The sequence below is a fragment of the Methylomonas rivi genome (genome assembly GCF_024505165.1).
In the GTDB taxonomy this organism is placed as follows: domain Bacteria; phylum Pseudomonadota; class Gammaproteobacteria; order Methylococcales; family Methylomonadaceae; genus Methylomonas; species Methylomonas rivi.
On record NZ_JANIBK010000084.1, the window covers coordinates 1 to 16,787 of the forward strand.

Genomic DNA, 16,787 nt, shown 5'->3' on the forward strand with positions numbered 1-16,787 from the left:
CGACCTGCACCGCCCGGATGGGTCGGCCGCTGGCCGAGCCGCCGCCGTAGTCGTACAGCAGTTCGCGCAAGGTCATGCCGAAAGCCACTTCAAACAAGCCCGGATGCTTGATGTTGCCGGCCAGTTGCAAGGGCAGGGTGCCGCGCGAACGGCCCATGCCGTAATCGCGGTAGTATTCGCCGCCCTTGTCCAGAATTACCGGAATCGAGGCCAGTGAAATGACGTTGTTGACGATGGTCGGTTTGCCGAACAGGCCGACGATGGCGGGTAGCGGGGGCTTGAACCGCACCAGTCCGCGTTTGCCTTCCAGGCTTTCCAGCAAAGATGTTTCCTCGCCGCAGATATAGGCGCCGGCACCGCTGCGCACTTCCAGGTGGAAGGTTTTGCCGCTGCCTTGGATGTTTTCGCCCAAGTAGCCGTTTTGGTAAGCGGCCGCTATGGCTTGATTCAACGCCACTTTGGCATGCGGATATTCGATACGCAGATAGATATAACCCTGAGTCGCACCGACTGCCAAGCCGGCAATAGTCATGCCTTCTATCAGTACGAACGGATCGCCTTCCATGATCATGCGATCGGAGAAGGTGCCGGAGTCGCCTTCATCGGCGTTACAAACGATATATTTTTGCTCGGCCGGTGCGTTTAGTACGGTATTCCATTTGATGCCGGTCGGGAATGCCGCGCCACCGCGGCCGCGTAAACCGGAATCGGTAACTTGTTTGACGATATCGGTTTGGGACATGTTCAAAGCATTTTTCAATCCACGATAACCGTCATGAGCAAGGTAGTCGTTAAGATTGACGGGGTCGGTCAGGCCGACGCGGGCAAAAGTCAGGCGGTTTTGACTTTTAAAGTAGGGTAGTTCTTCGATGTTGCCCAGGCAGAGTGGGTGCGATTTGCCTTCCAATAAGCCGCATTCTAATAATGAGGCGACACTTTCGGGTTGTACGGGACCGTAAGCAATGCGGCCGGCAGGGGTTTCAACTTCAATTAACGGCTCCAGCCAAAACAGGCCGCGCGAACCGTTGCGTACTATTTGAACATCGAGTCCTTGTTGGCTGGTTTGTTCCTGTATGGCTTTGGCGACCTGTTCAGCACCCAGGGAGAGCGCGGTGGAGTCGCGGGAGATGAATAAACGGGTCATTATTTAGCACCTTTGCATGCAGCTACAAGTTGATCGAATTTTTCCGGGGTGACTCGGCCGTAGACTTCGTTATCGATGGTCATGGAAGGCGAGCAGGCGCAATTGCCGAGGCAATAGACAGGCTCCAGGGAAAAATGTTCATCCGCGGTAGTTTCGTGAAAATCGATACCCAAGGTTTGTTTGGCGTGATTTTCCAGCGCTTTGCTGTTCATGGCCTGGCAAGATTCGGCCCGGCAGATGCGAATTGTATGTTTACCCGGTGGGGTGGTGCGGAAATAATGATAAAAACTGATGACGCCGTGTACTTCGGCCTTGGAAAGATATAGGGCTTTGGCTATGTCTTCAACGGCGGCGGAGGGAATATAGCCCAAGGTATCCTGAATGCCGTGGAGGATCGGAAGCAGATTGCCCGGCATGGCTCTATGGGCATCCAGTATGTCAAGCACGATAGGTTTTTGGCTTTGGTAGTCTTGCATCATGGGCTCTGAAATAATGATGAAATATTTAGCGGACTATTTAATCATGAACAAATGCGCTTTTGCAATGAAAGCCAATCCCGCAATCCCGCGTATTTCCTAATGTTTGCGTGGTTTTTTAAAGGTTTACCGATTTGGTTTCAAAATTGTGAACAATTTGTTAATCAGGTGCTTTACTTTTAAATGATAATTGTTATCATTAGTACCGTGTATTGGTTAGCGAGGTCGCTATGTACGTTTGTGTTTGTAAAGCTGTTACCGACAGCCAAGTAGCTCAGGCAATCGATCAAGGCGCATGTACGCGCAGGCAGTTAATGCAATGTACCGGCGCGGGTGGTGTTTGCGGAAAATGCAGCCAGAGCCTAAAAAGCTTGCTGGATGAAAAGACCTGCCGACAACATGTAATGCAGCCGGCATGACACTGATATTTGTGTAAGAGTATCTAAAATACTTTTCCGATCAAAAAGCAGGGTAGGTTTCCACCCTGCTTTTTTTTGCCTATTTATTCGGCCGGCTTGGGTTGAGCTTGGGGAGCTTCGTCTGCCGGAGCTGCTCCCGCCGGGGCGGTAGAGTCGGTTTCCGCCGCAGTAGGGCTGCCGTCGGCAGCTGTTTGTGCATCGGGGGCGGTTTCTGTTTGTGGCGTCTCCGATGCAGCCGCTGGTTCCTCGCTAGCCTGAGGCTCCGCGGGCTTCGGTTCCGGCGCCAGCAGGATCTCGACTTTAGCGTTGTTACGCAGGTTTTCGATCATGGTCTGGGCTTTCTGGCGTTGCAGCATGGGGCGGATTTGTTCTTTAACCGCGTCGAACGGCGGCGGTGTTAGGGCTCTGGCTTCTTCTCTCAAAATGACGTGCCAGCCGAATTGGGTTTGCACCGGTTCCTTGCTGAATTTGCCGTTTTCCAGAGCGACAACGGCTTCCGAGAACGGCGGCACCATGCGGTCGGGGGTAAACCAGCCCAAGTCGCCGCCTTCCGAGCCCATCGGGTCGATGGAATGCTTTTTGGCCAGCGCTTTAAAATCGCCGCCTTTTTCCAGTTCCGCGATGATTTTTTTGGCTTCATCCTCGGTTTTAACCAGAATATGGCTGGCTTTATATTCTTCGCCCATGTTGGCCATTTTGGAGTCGTATTCGGCCTTGATTTCCTCGTCGGTCACCGGGTTGGCTTTCAAGTAATCCTGCAAGGCCGCTTGCGACAGCAGGGAATTTCTGACGGTCGCCATGCGTTCGATGACTTCCGGCGATTTGTCCAGTTGTTTTTGTAGGGCCTGTTGGATCAATAGTTCGCGTTGAACCAACTCTTCCAGTAATTGTTCTTTAGGGAATGTTTGGCCCTGGCTACGCTCGGCAATTTCTTTTTCCAAGGTATCCAGGGTTTTTTTGCTGATATATACGCCGTTGACTGAAGCTACCGCGTCTTCCTTGCTGACCGCAGGGGCTGTGGTGGCGGCATCATTGGTTTTTTCTTCAAAACAGCCGGGTAACAGAGTTGCGCTAGCCAGTATCAGTGGGATCAGTTTCAGTTTCATTGCTTAATTTCCTTTGCTATTTTCTGTGGGGGTTAATGCATTAATGCCGAGAGCGTGGATTTCATCTTTCATCATGTCGCCCATGATTTGGTATATCAATTGATGACGTTGGACCAAGGATTTGCCCTCGAATTGTTCGGAAACGATGGTGACATTGTAATGTCCGCCGCCCTTATTGCCGGCATGGCCGGCGTGAGCGGCGCTATGGTCGACAATCTCTATTAGCTCGGGCTTAAGAGCGTCTTCCAGTTTTTGTCTGATAGTGTTGGCTGTCATTGCGGAAATACTTGTTTGAAAGGTTTGACGGTAACGCGGGCATAAACGCCTGCATCGATATATGGGTCGGCATCGGCCCAGTGTTGGGCGTCGGCCAAGTCGCTAAATTCGGCAACCACCAAGCTGCCGCTAAAACCGGCTTCGCCGGGGTTTTCCGCGTCAATAGCCGGATGAGGGCCGGCCAAAATCAAGCGGCCCTGATCTTGTAATGCTTGAAGCCTGGCTAAGTGGGCCGGACGCGCATTCAGCCGTTTAGACAGGCTGTCGTTTACATCTTCGCTGATGATGGCGTAAAGCATTATTTTTTTGCCTCGGTTTCGGGGGCGTATTTATATAAGAAAGCCATTTGTATCACAATAAAAACCACCATCAAGCCCGGTACGCCAAAGGTTTTGAAGTTAACCCAATCGTCGGTGCTGAAATGGTGCATGACATATAGGTTTAAGAAGCCGATACCTATGAAAAATAGAGCCCAGCTCAGATTTAGACGTTTCCAGATGTGGGCGGGTAATTCCAGGTTTGCGCCCATCATGCGTTCGATAAAGGTTTTGCGGCCGATGAACTGGCTGGCCAGGAACGCGCAGCCGAATAACCATTCGATGATGCTCAGTTTCCATTTGATGAATTGGTCGTCTTGCAGATACAGCGTCGCGCCGCCCATGACCAGAATCAGTCCCAATGTTATCCACTGCATGGTTTCCACTTTGCGATACATCAGCCAATAAGCGGCCACTTGAACAACCGTGGCGGCGATCACAACCGCGGTGGCTATGTAGATGTCGTAAAGTTTGTAGGCAATGAAAAACATGATAATCGGGAAAAATTCTAAAAATGGCTTCATTTAAGGCTGATGGCTAAGAATGGATGGAAGATTAAGCGTAATAATCTACGCCGGTTATTAGATTTTCAAGCCGCTGCTGGTCGGCTTGTTCGCGCGTTTGGTTGTATGCCTGTATAGCTTTGTTAGAGCGTGTGTCGCCGGCTTGGAATAGGCTTATCCGCTGGTTAAAACCCGATTTGGCCAAAGCCGTTTCCACTTGTTCGGGAGTGGAGGCCGGCGCTTCCGGCCGTCTTGGAAAATCGGTTGTTTGTTTGTCCTTGGCCTGGACTCCGGCCGGCTTTTGGGTAAAACGATCCTGCTCCGGTTTCACATAACCGGCGGGATAAGCCGCTAAGGATGAGCTGTGGATAGTGTTCACACGGTAATGGCATATACAGCTGAATTAATCGACAATTGTAGAATCTTTGTCTGCAAATGTACATGAGCCGAACTGCTTTACTGATAAAATGCAAGATTTAGGAGGATAGTTATGCAAGAAAAAACGGTTGAATTGGAGGCGGCGGCATTCCGGCAATTACTGGCGCATTTACAGCAACATACCGAGGTGCAGAACATCGAATTGATGATACTGGCGGATTTTTGCCGCAACTGTTTGGCTAAATGGTATACGGCGGCGGCCGTCGAACGAGGTATGGATATCGATTACGAGCAAGCCCGGGAGATTGTGTATGGCATGCCGTATAGCGAATGGAAAGACCGCTTTCAAACCGAGGCCACGGCTGAACAGCTGGCGGCTTATGACGCAAAACAAAAATTAAAATCCCAATCATGATGGCCGCTAATACTTTTGATGCGATGTTTTCCGGCGTAATAGGCCAGGAATATCAGCTGTTGAAATTGATATGCCCTTTCGCTACGGAAATGAGCCGGCTGGTCGGTTTTGAAGTGGGCGAATATTGCAAGTCCAAATCCGAACCGCAAGCGATAGTTGAACTGGGCGGCGGTACCGGTATAACGACTTTAGCGATTTTATCCGCTGATGAACGGTCATCCGTGTTAAGCGTGGACAACGAGCCGGCCATGCAAAATCAAGCCAAGCAAAGTTTGCAACGTTGGGCGGATAACGGCCGATTGGGGTTTTCGGGCGACGATGCCTTAAGCGCGCTTACGCAATTGGAGAGCGGTAGCGTCGATATTGTGGCATCGGCTTATACCTTACATAACTTCGAAGCCGGCTATCGCCGGCAAGTCATACAAGAAATTTTCCGGGTATTGAAAACGGGCGGACAGTTTATCAACGGCGACCGGTATGCGTTGGATGAAGTCGGCGTTCACACGCGAAATACGCAAAAAGAAGTGGCGGGTTATTTCAAGGCGTTAAAGGAAATCAATCGCCTGGATTTATTGGAACAGTGGATTATTCATCTTTTTAACGACGAATCGGAAAATCACATCATGCGCGAATCGATAGCCTTACAGCAGATGATAGAAGCGGGTTTCGAACGGATCCAGTTCAAATCCCGCCACGATGTCAATGCGTTGCTGACAGCCCAAAAATGATAGGCCATTTCGGTTTTCCATACTCATTCGAACAATCGCGAGGTTAGTCATGGCTCAAGCTAAAAACGACAAAAACTCAAAGCCGCAAGATAGTTTTGCGGACGATTTGGATTCGATGCTGGAACTCGATGGCGCGACCGGGCAGGATGTGGGCTTGATTGATGACGATGACGCGATAGACAGACTCCTGATGGGGGATGCCTTCGAAGCGGAATTGCCCGAAGAAAATGCAGCGTCGCAATTCAACGACATCGATCGGCTTATAGATAGCGAAGTCAACCAGGACGGTAAAGTGGTGCCCGATTTCGACGAGTTTGGCGACGATTTCGACGATTTAATCGCGGATATCCAAATTAATCCCAAACAAACCAAGGAGGCCGAACCGGAGCCGCTCAACGCTTTGAATACGGACGGCGGCGCCGGCTTGGGGGGCGTGGAGGCGATCGAAACCTTCCCGGACGAGGAGCCGGCCCTGGCGGAAATAATGGTGGAGGCGGATGCCGGTAACGATGTGTTGGAGAAGATGACGGAAATTGATGAGTTCTCGGAGGAGCCGGTCCAAAATCAATCCGGTAATGCCGATTTTTTATTGGCCGATTTTGATATTTCCGTGGATGACGAGTTTGGCGAGGATGATGACAGGCCGGAAAGTGCCGGTGAGAGGCTGTCGGAGCCCGAGCCGGTCATTCCCGAGGATGTGCCGGTTGTAGAGCCTGAAAATGATCCGGTAACCGAAGAACTTATTCCGGCTGAAGAGGCTGAGGTAATCGATAGCGGCGCGGAAACCGAAGAAGCTGCGGTGATCGCTGAAAATGGAGCGTTGGACGTTAGTGATGATGAGCCGCAACCCGCGCCCAAGGACAGTAAGCCGGAAGTGGATTATGCCGCTTTGATCGCCGGCTTAAGCAAACAAATCGGTGACTTGGTCAAACAGCAGGCGCATGTTAAGCATGAAGTGCAGCTTAAGAGCGGTAAGGACGAGTTGACAGCCCTTGCCGATACGATCGATACCTTGCAGAACGAGCAAAAAAAGGCCAAGCGGAATATCGAAACCTTAACTAATAAAAAACCGGTATCGGCCTATGTGGCCAATGGCATGGCCGTGGCGGCTCTGCTTGTGGGCGGCGGTTTGGGGTATCAGGGTTATGTCGCTAAATCCCAGGTTGCTCAACTTATTGAGTATGTAGGGAAAATGCAGACTCAAATCAATGAGGCCCCCACCGCGGATGCCGCCGAGAAAGAAATGTTGCGCAAACAGCTGGATGAATTGTCCCGCGCCAATAGCGTGGTCAGCGAACAGATCGCCGAACTGACCAAATCCATGCAAGGGCAGGCCGGCGCCGGCAAACCCGCCGGCGAGTTGGGCAAACAGCTCGCGGACTTGAATAATCAAGATATGCAAATGGGGGCCGCAATCGAAGCGCTGCAGAGCAAGGTCGCGGCATTGGAAAAAAGCAAGGCGACGACAGTACCCGCGGCAAAACCCGTGGCCAAGAAACCGCCCGTTGTGGAGGACAACTGGGTAGTCAATCTGGTGGCATTTAAACAGGATTGGTATGCCCAGCGGAAAGCGGAAGAATTTGCGGGGAAAGGCGTGCCGGCCAAAGTAGCTAAAACCGAGTCCAAGGGTGAAACCTGGTACCGTTTGAGTGTCGACGGTTTTAAAAGCGAGTATGAAGCGGCGGCCTACGCGGCCCGCGTGAAAAAAACCTTAAATTTGGATTCGGTTTGGGTCAATAAGAACAAAAAATAACCGAATCGAAGTGGATTTTTGACAGTTTTGTCATCTTTTCTGTCATGTCTGACACGCTTGGCGCTCATATCCGGATTTTTAAAAGCGCTTTTGACAAGCATGATTTTTATGTGATTGATTTCAAAAAAATTAAAAAAAATGGCTTTGCTTATGCTGCTTGCTTAGTGTGATCAACCCGTTTTATAAAGGTGAATGCCATGGAAACTTCAAATGAAATCAATGAAATGTATGTAGAACGTTTCGCGTTTATAGAGACCCTGAGTCGGGAGTTCGTGGCCATGACTGGTTGCGGTGTCTATGTGTTTTTGAATCCGTTGGACCTGGATCAGTTGTTCGATAAATACCAAAATCTGGGATTATCGATTCGGGTGTTTGCAAGGCAGTGCGTCAGGAATTTAACTTAGTTTTTAACGCCTTATACGTTGAAAAATAACGGGACCGGTATGGATCAGACATTTTGGCATGAACGTTGGCAGCAAAATCAAATCGGTTTTCACGTTGCGGCGTTTAATGAGCATTTGCAACAGCATTGGCCGGCGTTACAGATTAGTAAAGGCGAGACGGTGTTTGTGCCATTGTGCGGCAAAAGCCGAGACATGTTATGGTTGATGGCCCAAGGCTATCAGGTGAAAGGCGTCGAACTGAGCCCGGTGGCGGTACAGGCGTTTTTCGCTGAAAACGGCCTGTCGGCGCGCGAATGCCGGAAACGGCATTTCACGGTTCACCAGCTGGACGGCCTGAGTCTATGCTGCGGCGATTTTTTTCAGCTTGGCGCCAACGATCTTGGCGACATAGCTGCGGTTTGGGACCGCGCATCGCTAGTGGCATTGCCGCCCTTGATGCGTGCCGAATATGCGGTGCGCATGCGGCAATTGCTTAAACCGGGTACCCGGATTTTGTTGGTTGCTTTCGATTATCCTCAACACGAAATGCAAGGGCCGCCCTTTTGCGTGCCAAGCGCCGAAGTGCGGGCGCTTTACGGCGGCTGGTGCGAGGTCGAGTTGCTAAGCGCTAAAGAAGTCTTGGATGACGAACCGCATTTCCGCGAGCGGGGTTTGAGCCGCATGCAAGAACAGGTCTATAATCTAACGGTACGATGACGATTATTGCCGGTAGTATTCTCGATACCAAGTCACGAAACGTTCTATGCCTTGTTCTATCGTGGTGCCGGGCTTGTATCCGACATCCGTTACCAAGGCCTCCACATCCGCATAGGTATCCGGCACGTCGCCGGGTTGTAACGGCAGCAGATTCTTTTCCGCCGTTTTACCCAAGAAGCGTTCCAGGGTTTCGATATAAGCCAGCAACTCCACCGGGTTCTGATTGCCGATATTGTAGACCCGCCACGGCGCTTTACTGGTGCCGGGGTCCGGTTTTACGCCGCTCCAGTCCGGATTGGGCTGGGCGGTATGGTCCAGGGTTCTGATCACGCCTTCGACGATGTCGTCGATATAAGTAAAATCGCGCCGGTGTTTGCCGAAATTGAACACATCGATCGGTTTGCCCGCCAAAATCGCCTTGGTAAACAGGAATAGCGCCATATCGGGCCTGCCCCACGGGCCGTATACGGTGAAAAAGCGGAGGCCGGTGGTGGGCAGTCGGTACAAATTGCTGTAAGTATGCGCCATCAGCTCGTTGGCTTTTTTCGAGGCGGCGTAAAGGCTTAGCGGGTGATCGACATTGTCGTGCACCGAAAACGGCATCGATTCATTGGCGCCATATACGGAACTGCTGGAGGCATAAACCAAATGTTCGACGCGGTTATGCCGGCAGCCTTCCAGGATATTGATAAAGCCGACGATGTTGCTGTCTATGTAGGCATGCGGGTTTTCCAAGGAATAGCGCACGCCGGCCTGGGCGGCCAGATTGACGACTTTTTGCGGCTGGTGTTTTTTAAACATTGCCTCCATGCCTGCCCGGTCCGCGATATCCAACCGCACATCGGTAAACGCGGCATGGTCTTTTATGCGAGCCAAGCGGTCTATCTTCAGGTTGACGTCATAATAGTCGTTGAGATTATCGATACCGATGACTTCATCGCCGCGCTCCAACAGGCGTAAAGCCAGATGATTGCCAATGAAACCGGCGGTGCCGGTGACCATGATTTTCATCGTTTACAGTCTCGCATCGGTCAGTTCGGCCGGGAATAGGTATTTCAAATCGTAAATAATGGATTGTGCCTTGCCCAGCGCCCGGATATCGCCGATCGGCATTTCCTTGAATTCTTCGTGGGCGACCGCCAAGACCATGGCATCGTATTTGCCTCGGCCCGGTTGGGCGATCGGGCGTATGCCGTATTCTTCGAAAGTTTCGTCGCCATCGACCCAGGGGTCGTAAACATCGACGGCAACACCATAGGTTTTCAGTTCCGCCACGATATCCACCACCCGTGTGTTGCGGATGTCAGGGCAGTTTTCCTTGAATGTCAGGCCCATGATCAAGACCTTGGCGTCTTGTACCTGAATACGCTTTTTCAGCATCAGCTTGATCAGTTGCGAAACCACATAAGCGCCCATGCTGTCGTTGATGCGGCGGCCGGATAGAATCACTTCCGGATTGTAACCGATGGCTTGCGCCTTGTGGGTCAGGTAATAAGGGTCGACGCCGATGCAGTGGCCGCCGACCAAGCCGGGACGGAACGGCAGGAAGTTCCATTTGGTGCCGGCGGCCAGCAACACTTCCTCGGTGTCGATACCGAGTTTGTTGAAGATCAATGCCAATTCGTTGATCAAGGCAATGTTGACGTCGCGTTGGGTGTTTTCGATGACTTTAGCCGCTTCGGCTACTTTGATGCTGCTGGCCTTGTGCGTACCGGCGGTGATGATACTTTTATAGAGTTGGTCGACCTTTTCGGCGATTTCCGGCGTTGAGCCGGAGGTGACTTTTAAAATATTGGTCACCCGATGTTGTTTATCGCCGGGATTGATGCGTTCCGGGCTATAGCCGACATAAAAATCCCGGTTGAATTGCAGGCCGGAGACTTTTTCCAGGATAGGCACGCACACCTCTTCCGTGGCGCCCGGATAGACGGTGGATTCGTAAATCACAATATCGCCGGCTTTTATCACTTTACCCAACAGCTCGCTGGCTTTTTGCAGCGGGGTCAAGTCCGGCTGTTTGTGCTCGTTGATGGGGGTCGGCACCGTGACGATATGAATATTGCAATCGGCCAAGTCTTGCAGATGACTGCTGTAGGTCAGGTGGGTCGCTTCGGCCAGTTCCGCGGAGCTGACCTCCAGGGTGCGGTCGTTGCCGGCTTGCAGTTCGGCTATCCGGTGCTGATTAATATCAAAACCCACGGTTGGGTATTTTTGCCCAAACTCCACCGCCAGGGGCAGGCCTACATAGCCCAAACCTATCATGCCGATTTTGATGTTACTTAGCATAGTTCCGCCACTCCTGTTTTGTCCGTGTGTAAAAGGATAGAAATTATTTTTTAGCTATACAACCCCACGCCGCCAGCCAAGCTTGCGATTGATAGCTGTCGGCCGATTTTGGCAGCGCACCGTTCAAAACCATCAGCAAGGTTTGATTGATAATGCCAAAAAAATAGCAATAAGCCAAAAGATAGTCGATGGATCGGATTTCGCCTTCTTTAATGCCGTTTTGAATAATGCGCTTGATTTTATTGAATGCCGCGCTGTCCATTAACGGTACGGAGTCAGGCAGAAAATTCTCGGTATTTATAAACAATAAAAATTGCACGATTTCGGGCGCGTCGTCGGTTAATTTAAACAACAGATCGACAATTTCGCGTAATTGCTCGGAGGCTTTGCGGTTTCTGCGGCGGATATCGTCTATGGAAATGCTGAAGCTGTCCAGGATGTTGTCTCGCAAGGTTTCGGCGATGGCCTGCTTGGTCTTAAAGAACTGATACACGCCGTTCGCGGTTTTTAAGCCGGCCGCGTCTTTGATGTCCGTTAGCGAGGTATTGAAGTAACCTTTTTGGGCGAAAAGTTTTAAGGCGGCCTGTAAAACTTCGTCTTGGCTTACGGTTTTACTGGGGGCGGTTTCGATTTCGGATTCTATTTTTATTTCTTGTTCCATGCTTTTATTTACAGCTTTACCTGCTGTTTAACTCTCTGATGTGTGCAGTATTGGGCTGCAATTATTATTATTCTGTAATGGTATCAAAAGCGGCAATTAAATAATTGACCATGGACCATAACGTTAAAACCGCGGACAAGTATAACAGCCAATAACCCATGTTATTGATGGGCAGGCCGAGTAAATCGTCGCGGTAGAGCAGTAAACTGATGGCCGCCATTTGCGCGGTGGTTTTCCACTTCCCTAATTGGGAGACTTTGACCTTGGCGCGCTGGCCGATTTCGGCCATCCACTCGCGTAAGGATGCAATGGTGATTTCCCGGCCGATAATAACGGCCGCCGGAATCGCCAAATAAGGATTCGCTTCGGCCTGCACCACCAATACCAGCACAAAAGCCACCATCAGCTTGTCGGCAACCGGATCCAAAAAGGCGCCGAATGCGGTTTCCAGATTCAGTTTTCGGGCCAGATAACCGTCCAGCCAATCGGTAAAACCCGCGAATAAAAAAATGCCGGTACTGATAAGGCGGCTGTATTCCCACGGCAAATAAAACACAATGGCCAATAAAGGAATCATGGCTATGCGTAACAATGTCAGATATGTGGGTAAATTAAATTTAACTGCCATCTTGAAAGTGGAAAGTATCGTAAATTCGTTGCGCCAATTGCCGGCTAATGCCTTCGATGCTGGCCAAGGCATCGACACCCGCACTGGAAACCCCCTGTAAGCCGCCGAACTGCTTCAATAAAATCTGCCGTCTTTTCGGCCCCAATCCGGCTATCTCCTCCAGCGCGGATTGCTGTTTGGCTTTGCCGCGGCGTTGCCGGTGGCCGGTAATTGCGAACCGGTGCGCTTCGTCACGAATATGCTGAATCAACAGCAGCGCGCTGGCGCCGGGAGAGACGTCCAAGGGCTGATCCTGATTCGGCAAAATGATTTTTTCCATGCCCGCCTTGCGATCCGGTCCTTTGGAAACGCCGACTATCATAACATTGTTTATCTCCAATTCCGCCAATGCCTTTTGCGCCGCCGAGACTTGTCCTTTGCCGCCGTCTATCAGCAAAATGTCCGGTGCCGGGTGCTCGCCTTGTTTTTGGCGTTTGAAGCGGCGGAATACCGCCTGGTGAATCGCCGCGTAGTCGTCGCCGCCCGTCACGCCTTCGATATTGAAACGCCGATAGTCCGACTTGACCGGGCCTTCGCGGTCGAATACCACGCAGGAAGCCACCGTTTGTTCGCCCTGGGTATGGCTGATGTCGAAGCATTCCAGCCGTTTCGGCACTTCGGCGCAGTGGAATTCCTGTTGCAAACTGAGAAAGCGCGCGTACAAACCTTGCTTGTCGGCCAGTTTGGCCAGCAAGGCGCTATCGGCGTTGGTGACGGCCATTTGCAGCCATTTATGCCGCTCGCCGCGTACATTGTGGCTAATCGCCACGTTATGCTTGGCTTGTCCGGCCAATACCTCGGTCAACAAGGCCGTTTCCGGCAGCGGGTGGCTGATGATCAGTTCGTGCGGAACGGATTTATCCAGATAATACTGGCTGATGAAGGCCTGCAAGATCGGTCCGGGATCGTTCTCGTCGGCGATTTTCGGGAAAAACTGCCGGTTGCCCAAATTCTGGCCGTTACGGATAAAAAACACTTGCACGCACGCCAAGTCCGCCTTGGCCGCGCAAGCAATGATATCGACGTCGCCTTTTTCGCCTTCGACCGCGTGTTTTTCCAATACCGCCCTTAAACGTTGAATCTGGTCCCGGTAAGCGGCGGCCTGTTCGAACTCCAGAGCGGAGGCGGCGGTTTCCATTTTTTGCACCAAGCGATCAATCAATTGTCCGCCTTGGCCTTCCAGAAACAAAATCGTGCTGTCGACATCGTTTTGGTAATCCTGTTTGCCGATCAAGCCCACGCAGGGCGCGCTGCAGCGTTCGATTTGATGCTGCAGGCAGGGGCGGGAGCGGGCGTTGTAATACGAATCCTCGCACTGGCGCACCGGAAAGATTTTTTGCAGCAGTTTTAAGGTTTCCTTGACCGCGCTGGCGCTGGGATAAGGGCCGAAATAACGGCCTTTGCGCTTTTTGGCGCCACGGTGATACGACAGTTGCGGGAAATCGTGGCCGGTGGAAATGAAGACATAAGGATAGGACTTATCGTCCCGCAAGCTGATGTTGTAACGCGGCTTATGGCGTTTGATCAGCTGGCTTTCCAATAATAAGGCTTCGCCTTCGGTGTGAGTGACGGTGACTTCGATACTGCACACTTTGGCCACCATGGCCGACTGTTTCGGCGACACGGCGTTGCTTCTGAAATAACTCGATACCCGGTTTTTCAGGTTTTTGGCCTTGCCGATGTAAATGATTTCGCCTTGAGCGTCCAGCATTTTATAAATGCCGGGACGCTGTGTCAGCGTCTTTAAAAAAGCTTTGACGTCAAAATCGGCTGCCGCTAGCGCGTCGTTCACGGCTATGCGTCCAGCAATTTCCGGATGTCGGCAAACACCGCCGCCAACATCTGCATGTTTAAACGCTTGGTTTGCACGTTGTAGCGGCTGCAATGGTAGGAGCTGACCAATTTATGGCCGTCCGGCAAATCGAATAGTTTGTGGTGGCCGAATTTGGCGGCCGTGGCTTTCAAGCCATAAGCGCGCAGCACCGCCTGATGGGCAATATTGCCCAAAACCAGAATCACCGAATGTGCCGGCAGCGTTTTAAGTTCCGCCGCCAGATAAGAATTGCATTGTTTGATTTCGTCGCCGGTGGGCTTGTTTTGCGGCGGCAGGCATTTCACCGCGTTGGTGATGCGGCAGTTGCCGAGTTGCAAGCCGTCGTTCAAATCGGTCGATTCCAACTGATTGCTGAAACCGAAATCGTACAAGGCCCGATACAGCAACAAGCCGGCGTAATCGCCGGTAAACGGCCGGCCGCTGGCATTGGCGCCGTGCATGCCGGGCGCCAGGCCGACGATTAGCAAACGCGCATGCGGGTCGCCGAAGGGCGCCACCGGCCGGGCGTGATAGCTGGGGTGCTTTTGTTTGACGTCGTCGAGAAACGCAGCCAGTCGTGGGCAGTGGCGGCATTCTTGATTGAAATAGGCTGAATGAGGCATGGTAGGGGAGTCGAGTTTAAATCGCGGAGATTTTACCCGATTGGGAGAATTGATGTTTTTTGCGCCGCTCAAGCGGCTATTGTACTGGGAAACGGGCTATCTCACCGGATTAAGGACTGCCGTTAGCCCGGCAATCCGGCCCTAACCCCCCGAGGGAGGTTGTCGTAAAAGGTAGGTCGGGCTGAATGCAATAAAGTCCAACGTTTTGATTTTGTTGGGTTACGCTACGCTAACCCAATCTACATTTTGGTTTTTACGACAGCTTCCGAGGGGATATGTTGGCCGCGATCTCGGCTTTCGCGCTTTAAGGCCCATTTCGGAGGGCGCGCGGCTTTTTGTTCGCGAGGGCGCCGCTGGTCCGGAGTGGGGTTCGATCAATAACTCAGCCTAAACCCTACTTCGGCGCCGCGACCCGCCTCGGGCGCGAAGTTGCGTAGGTACGAGGTTGCGTTGCGGATATTTTCGTTTAACAGATTGTTGCCTTTGGCGAAAACCGTCAGTTTGCTGTCTCGATAAGCCTTTAACTGGTAATTGATACCGGCGTTCAGCAAAAAGTAGCCGGCGGTCGAGGTTTCGAAATCTCCCGCATGCGGTTGGTCGTCGGCGCGCGTCAAGCGCAGGTAGCTGGACAGTTTATCCTGGTTGTAATCCAGTTGCAGACCGTAGCGCAGGGGCGGCATGCGCGGCACATCGCCGCCGTTGACGAATTGGCCGCGCGTGTAGTCGCTGAACAAGGTCAGTTCCAGCAAGCCGTAGTGGTTTTCCATCATGGGCATAATCAATTTGGCTTCGTAGCCCTTGAAGATGGCGTCTTGCTGGCTACTGAGCACCACCGGTTTACAGTCTTCGGTACAGGCGTTGCCGTCTTCGTCAACGAATTCGCCGGTACGGCGCTGGTAGATATAATCGCTGGCCCAGTTGTGGAACAGATCGAATTCCGCGCGCAGCCAGTCGGTTTTGAAGCGGTAACCCAAGTCCAGGTTATAAGAGGTTTCCTCTTTCAGGCTCTGACTGCCGCGTTCGAAACTGCGGGTGGCGTCGTGATAACCGTCCGACAGCAATTCCTGGACGTTGGGTGCCCGCGAAGAGCGGGTGACCGCCAGATTCAGGTTATTGCGGTCATCGAGTTTCCACAAGGCCGAGACCGATGCGCTGACCGGCGTATAACTGAAACCCTGCATACCGTCCGGACGGATGTCGGTTTGCTCCACGCGGGTTCCTAATTGGTAGGTGACCGGGCCGGAGTCGAAGGATTCGACGCCGAAGACGCCGAAGCTGGTAATGTCCGAACGCGGTACTATGCTGTCGCCGGTGAGTTTTTCGATTGCGTTGAAATCGCTGGCTTGGGCTTGAAACCCCACCGCGCCGCGTAGCGGGCCGATATCTTGATGGTTCAGTTCGATGCGGCCTTCGTAGGATTGATTGGTGAAAAAAGCACCGGGTTCGCCGTTGACTACTTCGGTGTGCTCATAGTCGGTATATCCCAGCCGGGTCTTGATGCTTTTGGCGAATTTAAACGGATCGTTCAGCTCGCTTTTAAAATCGTATTTGTTTTGGCGCATGGCGATGCGCACGTTTTCCTCGCCGGTACCGTCCGGGGCGATGCCGTAATTGTTGTTCAGGTTATTGATCGACACGCCGGCAAAACCGTCGTCGCCTATCCACGATAACCCCGCCGAGCCGCTGATCGCTTCCGCGCCGCTGTTGTTTAAAAAACCGCGCGGATTGTCGACAACCTCCAACGAAGGGTCGGTGATCGCTACTTTGGCTGTGTCTATGCCTTGGCCGCCGATGTCCAAATTATTGCGGTGCCGGTAAAAGCCGTCGAAATGGTAAGCGAGACGGTCTTTACTGCCTTCGACTTTCATCGTGGTGCTGGTTTCGTCGGAGGTCGAGTCGAAGCGTTGTTCCAGCGCCGCCCCGATCAGTTTGTCGAAACTGCCGCTTGGTATGCGGTTATCGATGACATTGACCACGCCGCCTATGGCGCCGCTGCCGTACAGCAGGGTGGCGGGGCCGCGCAGCACTTCGATACGCTCGGCCAGCAGCGGTTCGACGCTGGTGGCGTGATCGGGGCTGATCGCGGAAACATCGTTGCTGCCGATGCCGTTGTGCAAAACCC

21 protein-coding genes are annotated in these 16,787 nt (G+C 52.2%); 7 read left to right on the forward strand and 14 right to left on the reverse strand.

The features are described from left to right. Both NP596_RS14150 and NP596_RS14155 read right to left on the reverse strand, forming a co-directional pair. Positions 1-1,144 (reverse strand): formate dehydrogenase beta subunit (locus NP596_RS14150; protein WP_256616036.1); only part of this gene is annotated, 1,144 nt, incomplete at its 3' end. Then, on the reverse strand, positions 1,144-1,620 hold the full coding sequence (locus NP596_RS14155) for a formate dehydrogenase subunit gamma (RefSeq protein WP_256616037.1): 477 nt from the start codon (positions 1,618-1,620) through the stop codon (positions 1,144-1,146). The genes NP596_RS14150 and NP596_RS14155, both read right to left, overlap by 1 nt. A 230-nt stretch (positions 1,621-1,850) precedes the next feature. Here NP596_RS14155 and NP596_RS14160 point away from each other — a divergent pair, with 230 nt between their 5' ends. After that, a complete protein-coding gene (locus NP596_RS14160) occupies positions 1,851-2,039 on the forward strand; it encodes a (2Fe-2S)-binding protein (RefSeq protein WP_256616056.1) in 189 nt (62 codons plus the stop codon). Between the two features lie 83 nt (positions 2,040-2,122). Here the strand turns inward: NP596_RS14160 and NP596_RS14165 are convergent, their stop codons facing one another. Genes NP596_RS14165 through NP596_RS14185 form a run of 5 tightly spaced genes read right to left on the reverse strand, consistent with a single transcriptional unit; the run spans position 2,123 to position 4,620 of the window. Beyond that, a complete protein-coding gene (locus NP596_RS14165; RefSeq protein WP_256616038.1) occupies positions 2,123-3,145 on the reverse strand; it encodes a peptidylprolyl isomerase in 1,023 nt (340 codons plus the stop codon). A 3-nt stretch (positions 3,146-3,148) separates the two neighbouring features. Then, on the reverse strand, positions 3,149-3,421 hold the full coding sequence (locus tag NP596_RS14170) for a BolA family protein (RefSeq protein WP_256616039.1): 273 nt from the start codon (positions 3,419-3,421) through the stop codon (positions 3,149-3,151). Next, positions 3,418-3,720, reverse strand: coding sequence for a YciI family protein (locus tag NP596_RS14175; protein ID WP_256616040.1), 303 nt, complete (start codon positions 3,718-3,720; stop codon positions 3,418-3,420). Before NP596_RS14175 ends, NP596_RS14170 begins: the two co-directional genes overlap by 4 nt. Then, positions 3,720-4,262, reverse strand: coding sequence for a septation protein A (locus tag NP596_RS14180; RefSeq protein WP_256616041.1), 543 nt, complete (start codon positions 4,260-4,262; stop codon positions 3,720-3,722). The genes NP596_RS14175 and NP596_RS14180 overlap by 1 nt, the downstream gene beginning before the upstream one ends. A gap of 31 nt (positions 4,263-4,293) precedes the next feature. After that, positions 4,294-4,620: a hypothetical protein gene (locus tag NP596_RS14185; RefSeq protein ID WP_256616042.1), complete on the reverse strand. Its 327-nt coding sequence runs from the start codon at positions 4,618-4,620 to the stop codon at positions 4,294-4,296. Positions 4,621-4,731: 111 nt separating this feature from the next. Between NP596_RS14185 and NP596_RS14190 the strand changes: the two genes are divergently transcribed. From NP596_RS14190 to NP596_RS14215, 6 genes are read left to right on the forward strand one after another with little or no spacing between them, the layout of a single operon-like run. Further along, positions 4,732-5,034, forward strand: coding sequence for a DUF1244 domain-containing protein (locus tag NP596_RS14190; protein ID WP_256616043.1), 303 nt, complete (start codon positions 4,732-4,734; stop codon positions 5,032-5,034). Then, positions 5,034-5,762 (forward strand): class I SAM-dependent methyltransferase, encoded by a 729-nt coding sequence (locus NP596_RS14195; protein ID WP_371927954.1) that lies wholly within the window; start codon positions 5,034-5,036, stop codon positions 5,760-5,762. Before NP596_RS14190 ends, NP596_RS14195 begins: the two co-directional genes overlap by 1 nt. A gap of 49 nt (positions 5,763-5,811) precedes the next feature. After that, the gene (locus NP596_RS14200; protein ID WP_256616045.1) at positions 5,812-7,515 is read left to right on the forward strand and encodes an SPOR domain-containing protein; all 1,704 of its coding nucleotides are present in this window, start codon (positions 5,812-5,814) and stop codon (positions 7,513-7,515) included. A 44-nt stretch (positions 7,516-7,559) separates the two neighbouring features. Then, a complete protein-coding gene (locus NP596_RS14205; protein ID WP_256616046.1) occupies positions 7,560-7,685 on the forward strand; it encodes a hypothetical protein in 126 nt (41 codons plus the stop codon). Positions 7,686-7,712: 27 nt separating this feature from the next. After that, the gene (locus tag NP596_RS14210; RefSeq protein ID WP_256616047.1) at positions 7,713-7,919 is read left to right on the forward strand and encodes a hypothetical protein; all 207 of its coding nucleotides are present in this window, start codon (positions 7,713-7,715) and stop codon (positions 7,917-7,919) included. 39 nt (positions 7,920-7,958) lie between these two features. Then, a complete protein-coding gene (locus tag NP596_RS14215; RefSeq protein ID WP_256616048.1) occupies positions 7,959-8,615 on the forward strand; it encodes a thiopurine S-methyltransferase in 657 nt (218 codons plus the stop codon). A 3-nt stretch (positions 8,616-8,618) separates the two neighbouring features. On the opposite strand, the gene NP596_RS14220 is transcribed toward NP596_RS14215, so the two are convergent. The 7 genes from NP596_RS14220 to NP596_RS14250 all read right to left on the reverse strand — a co-directional run. Further along, a complete protein-coding gene (locus NP596_RS14220; protein WP_256616049.1) occupies positions 8,619-9,626 on the reverse strand; it encodes an NAD-dependent epimerase in 1,008 nt (335 codons plus the stop codon). Positions 9,627-9,629: 3 nt separating this feature from the next. Further along, positions 9,630-10,901: a Vi polysaccharide biosynthesis UDP-N-acetylglucosamine C-6 dehydrogenase TviB gene (gene tviB / locus NP596_RS14225; RefSeq protein WP_256616050.1), complete on the reverse strand. Its 1,272-nt coding sequence runs from the start codon at positions 10,899-10,901 to the stop codon at positions 9,630-9,632. Between the two features lie 43 nt (positions 10,902-10,944). Beyond that, positions 10,945-11,562, reverse strand: a complete 618-nt coding sequence (locus tag NP596_RS14230) for a TetR/AcrR family transcriptional regulator (protein ID WP_256616051.1) — start codon at positions 11,560-11,562, stop codon at positions 10,945-10,947. 67 nt (positions 11,563-11,629) lie between these two features. Next, on the reverse strand, positions 11,630-12,190 hold the full coding sequence (pgsA, locus tag NP596_RS14235; RefSeq protein ID WP_256616052.1) for a CDP-diacylglycerol--glycerol-3-phosphate 3-phosphatidyltransferase: 561 nt from the start codon (positions 12,188-12,190) through the stop codon (positions 11,630-11,632). After that, positions 12,180-14,021, reverse strand: coding sequence for an excinuclease ABC subunit UvrC (uvrC, locus tag NP596_RS14240; protein ID WP_256616053.1), 1,842 nt, complete (start codon positions 14,019-14,021; stop codon positions 12,180-12,182). Before uvrC ends, pgsA begins: the two co-directional genes overlap by 11 nt. Before the next feature lie 2 nt (positions 14,022-14,023). Next, positions 14,024-14,665 (reverse strand): uracil-DNA glycosylase, encoded by a 642-nt coding sequence (locus tag NP596_RS14245; protein WP_256616054.1) that lies wholly within the window; start codon positions 14,663-14,665, stop codon positions 14,024-14,026. Positions 14,666-15,039: 374 nt separating this feature from the next. After that, a partial coding sequence (locus NP596_RS14250) for a TonB-dependent receptor (protein WP_256616055.1) occupies positions 15,040-16,787 on the reverse strand: 1,748 nt, incomplete at its 5' end.

Coding starts and splice junctions, on each gene's coding strand:
- NP596_RS14155 (WP_256616037.1), bottom strand. CDS start 1,620: ATGCAAGACTACCAAAGCCAAAAACCTATCGTGCTTGACATACTGGAT.
- NP596_RS14160 (WP_256616056.1), top strand. CDS start 1,851: ATGTACGTTTGTGTTTGTAAAGCTGTTACCGACAGCCAAGTAGCTCAG.
- NP596_RS14165 (WP_256616038.1), bottom strand. CDS start 3,145: ATGAAACTGAAACTGATCCCACTGATACTGGCTAGCGCAACTCTGTTA.
- NP596_RS14170 (WP_256616039.1), bottom strand. CDS start 3,421: ATGACAGCCAACACTATCAGACAAAAACTGGAAGACGCTCTTAAGCCC.
- NP596_RS14175 (WP_256616040.1), bottom strand. CDS start 3,720: ATGCTTTACGCCATCATCAGCGAAGATGTAAACGACAGCCTGTCTAAA.
- NP596_RS14180 (WP_256616041.1), bottom strand. CDS start 4,262: ATGAAGCCATTTTTAGAATTTTTCCCGATTATCATGTTTTTCATTGCC.
- NP596_RS14190 (WP_256616043.1), top strand. CDS start 4,732: ATGCAAGAAAAAACGGTTGAATTGGAGGCGGCGGCATTCCGGCAATTA.
- NP596_RS14195 (WP_371927954.1), top strand. CDS start 5,034: ATGGCCGCTAATACTTTTGATGCGATGTTTTCCGGCGTAATAGGCCAG.
- NP596_RS14200 (WP_256616045.1), top strand. CDS start 5,812: ATGGCTCAAGCTAAAAACGACAAAAACTCAAAGCCGCAAGATAGTTTT.
- NP596_RS14205 (WP_256616046.1), top strand. CDS start 7,560: ATGTCTGACACGCTTGGCGCTCATATCCGGATTTTTAAAAGCGCTTTT.
- NP596_RS14210 (WP_256616047.1), top strand. CDS start 7,713: ATGGAAACTTCAAATGAAATCAATGAAATGTATGTAGAACGTTTCGCG.
- NP596_RS14215 (WP_256616048.1), top strand. CDS start 7,959: ATGGATCAGACATTTTGGCATGAACGTTGGCAGCAAAATCAAATCGGT.
- NP596_RS14220 (WP_256616049.1), bottom strand. CDS start 9,626: ATGAAAATCATGGTCACCGGCACCGCCGGTTTCATTGGCAATCATCTG.
- tviB (WP_256616050.1), bottom strand. CDS start 10,901: ATGCTAAGTAACATCAAAATCGGCATGATAGGTTTGGGCTATGTAGGC.
- NP596_RS14230 (WP_256616051.1), bottom strand. CDS start 11,562: ATGGAACAAGAAATAAAAATAGAATCCGAAATCGAAACCGCCCCCAGT.
- pgsA (WP_256616052.1), bottom strand. CDS start 12,190: ATGGCAGTTAAATTTAATTTACCCACATATCTGACATTGTTACGCATA.
- NP596_RS14245 (WP_256616054.1), bottom strand. CDS start 14,665: ATGCCTCATTCAGCCTATTTCAATCAAGAATGCCGCCACTGCCCACGA.